Source organism: Nitratidesulfovibrio oxamicus (assembly GCF_015731765.1).
GTDB lineage: Bacteria > Desulfobacterota > Desulfovibrionia > Desulfovibrionales > Desulfovibrionaceae > Cupidesulfovibrio > Cupidesulfovibrio oxamicus.
Window position 1 is genome coordinate 1 of sequence record NZ_VRYY01000266.1, and the last position, 3,520, is coordinate 3,520.

A 3,520-nucleotide genomic window follows, 5' to 3' on the forward strand; every position below is an offset into this window, starting at 1 on the left:
GGGGTGCGGGGCTGTGCGTCACGCCGGAGCTGGCCATCTGCGGGTATCCGCCACGCGATCTGCTGCTGCGGAGCGACTTCGTGCCCGGCTGCCGCAAGGCGCTCGAGGCGCTGGCACTGCGGCTGAAGGATGCGCCGCCGGTGCTGGTGGGCGCTCCGGTGCCCAACCCCACGCCGGTGGGCAACCGGCTGCACAACGCGGCGGTTCTGCTGCACGAGGGCACGGTAACGGTGGCCACGCGCAAGGTGCTGCTGCCCACGTACGACGTGTTCGACGAGCGCCGGTACTTCGAGCCGGGGGTGAACTGCGGCGCGGTGACGGTGGCGGGCTGGCGGCTGGGCGTCACGGTGTGCGAGGACATCTGGAACGACAAGACCTTCTGGCAGGAACACCGCCAGTACGAGACCGATCCGGTGGCGGACCTTGGGCTGGCGGGGGTGGACGCCATCATCAACCTGTCGGCCTCGCCGTTCACGCTGGGCAAGCAGGCGGTACGCGAACGCATGCTGTCGCGCGTGGCCTCGCGTTACCGGGTGCCGGTGCTGTACGCCAACCAGGTGGGCGGCAACGACGATTTGCTGTTCGCGGGCAAGAGCGTGGCCTTTGACGCGGTGGGGCATCTCATCGCGCGCGGGCGACCGTTCGAGGAAGACACGGTGCTGGTGGACGTTGCGGCGGGCACGGGCGCCATCTGCCCGGACCCGGCGGAGCCGGAGGCGCAGGTGTGGCACGCGCTGGTCATGGGCACGCGCGACTACGCCCGCAAGTGCGGGTTCACCGGCGCGGTGCTGGGCCTTTCCGGCGGGGTGGATTCGGCGCTGGTGGCGGCTGTGGCGGCAGAGGCGCTGGGGCCGGAGAACGTGCGGGTGCTGCTGATGCCTTCGCCCCATTCCAGCGAAGGCAGCGTGACCGACGCGCTGGCCGTGGCCCGCAATCTGGGCCTGTCTGCGGACGCAGTGCACACGGTGCCCATCGGCCCGATGATGGAGGGCTTCGACGCGGCGCTGGCCCCGGTGTTCGGCGCGTTGGGCCGCACGGTGCGCGACGTGACCGAAGAAAACATCCAGTCGCGCATCCGGGGCAACCTGCTCATGGCCGTGTCCAACAAGTCGGGCGCGGTGCTGCTGACCACCGGCAACAAGTCGGAACTGGCCGTGGGCTACTGCACCATCTACGGCGACATGGCCGGGGGCCTTGCGGTCATTGCCGACGTGCCCAAGACGCTGGTGTACCGGGTGTGCCGCTGGCGCAACGCACAGGCCGGATACGACCTGATACCCACGGCCATCCTGGACAAGCCCCCCTCGGCGGAACTGCGGCCCGACCAGAAGGACACCGACAGCCTGCCACCCTACGACGTGCTTGACGCCATCCTGGAGTGCTGCGTGGTGCACCACATGGACCGCAACGCCGTGGTGGTCGAGGGCTTCGATCCCGCCGTGGTGGACAACGTGCTGCGGCTGGTGCGTATTTCCGAATTCAAGCGGCGGCAGGCCGCCCCCGGCCTGAAGGTGACCGACCGCGCCTTCGGCACCGGCTGGCGCATGCCCGTGGCGAGCCGGTTGGTGTTGGAGTAAAGAGAATCGGGGGAAGGGGAGAACCCCCTTTTGGAAAAGGGGGTTCTCCCCTTCCCCCGTACCCCCATCCCCTCTCCCCCCAAACTTTTTAATTGGAGGGCATGGATGGGCATAAACGCCCGTTTTGTCATCAAATAGATCAATTCTCCAGCCGCACCCGCTGCTCGTAATACGCGGTGCTGTCGCCCATGTCGGTGGCCAGCGGGGCGATGATGGCATTGGGCGAGCGCCCATGGGCCAGCCAGCCGCCGCGCGGCATGATGACCGTGCGGGGGTGGATGCCGGGCAGGGTCTGCACCTGCACGGGCATGCGGCCATGCGGCGAGACGATGAACACGGGACGACTCAGATCCAGCGTGGACAAGGCCGGGCATTCGGGAGCCACCTGCACGGTGATGGGGGCGGCATCGCCGGAGGGCTGGCGACCGGGCAAGCCCACCTGCGAGTTGACGTAGTCCGGGGCCAGCAGGGTCAGCAGGTGCAGTGGGTAGTCGCTCGCCAAAGCCCCATCCGGGGTGGCTGGGGCGGCACCGTCCATGTGCAGGGCCTCGGGCAGGTGGTACAGCCCGTCGGGGTGGGCAAAGCGCAGGCCTGCCCACGCCACGGAGGGCCGCTTGGCCTTGGTCCAGCCGGTGGCCTTCAGTTCTTCAAGCGATACTTCAAGGTGAGGTGAGCGCAGGGCCTGCCGCAGTACATCCTCCCGGTCCGGGAAGGGAATGGGCCGGGCCAGCCGTTCGGCCACGCCGCGCGCTATGTCGAAGTCGTGGCGCACGTCGCCGGGCATGGGACAGGCAGGCGCGGCATAGGCGATGCAGTTGTGGTAGGCGGAGCCGAAGATTTCCTCGCGCTCCAGCACCAGCGCGCAGGGCAGCACCACGTCGGCCCGGCTGGCGGTGTCGGTCAGGAAGGCCTCCACCACCACGGTGAAGTCGATGGCCTCCACGGCGCGGGCCAGCGCCGGTGCGTCGGGCGACTGGTTCACCGGGTTGAAGGCGTCCACCCACAGGAAGCGTACCGGCGGGTCGGCCTGTGCCAGTTCCCGCGCCAGATGCGACAGCAGGAAGGTTCGGGCGGGCGTGCCCGCCTTCCTGCTCCACGAAAGGTCCAGGCTGCGGCCAGAGGAAATGCCGTAGTACGCGCCGCCGCCGGAAACGCCCATGTTGCCGGACAGCATGACCAGCGCGTTGATGAAGCGCACGCTCTCGCCGCCGCGCAGGTAGCGTTGCAGCCCCCAACCCAGCAGGCTGGCCGTGGGGCCGCCGTTGCCTGCCTCGCGGCGCATCCACCGGCACAGGGTGTCCAGATCCGCCGGGGTGGCATCGCAGGCGGCCAGCAGATCCGCCTCGCTGTATGCCAGCAGCATGTCCCGAAATTGCCCGAAGCCGCGCGTGCGCTCGCTGATGGTCGGCGGCACGGCATCCCCGGCCAGCAGGCGGCGGATGGCCGCCGCGGCCAGAAAGCGGTCACCGCCGGGGCGGATGCGGATGCGGGCATCGGTGAAGGCGTCGTTGTCGTCGCCGCCGGGAGAGATGGTCAGCACCGGCACACCGCGCTTTCGGGCGTCGCGCACCATCAGTCCCAGGTGCAGCGAGGACCGGGCCAGGTCCTTGCCCCAGTTGACGATGGCGGCGGCGTTGGCCAGATCGTCGCTGTCGTTGTGGTCCGGCGCGCCGAAGTCGGCCTCGCAGGCGGCATCACCCGCGCCGTCGCACAAGGATCCGCGCTTGCGGGCCGCGCCCAGACTGTTGAAGAGGTAGTTGCTGGCTTCCGCCAGCGCGCCCCGGTAGCCGAAGCCGCGCAGGTGCAGGATGGATTCCGGCGTGTCACGCAGGGCGTCCAGCTTCGACGCGCACAGGGCCAGCGCCTCGTCCCAGGTGGTCGGGTGCAGCGCGCCGTCCGCGCCGCGCACCAGCGGCGTGGTGATGCGGTCGGGGCTCAGGCGG

General features: G+C 69.6%; 2 protein-coding genes. One reads left to right on the plus strand and one right to left on the minus strand.

What is annotated here, in order from left to right:
* On the plus strand, positions 1-1,577 hold a 1,577-nt coding region (locus FVW20_RS09980; RefSeq protein ID WP_196609310.1), incomplete at its 5' end, for an NAD+ synthase.
* Between the two features lie 139 nt (positions 1,578-1,716).
* On the opposite strand, the gene FVW20_RS09985 is transcribed toward FVW20_RS09980, so the two are convergent.
* On the minus strand, positions 1,717-3,520 hold a 1,804-nt coding region (locus tag FVW20_RS09985), incomplete at its 5' end, for a molybdopterin-dependent oxidoreductase (protein ID WP_196609311.1).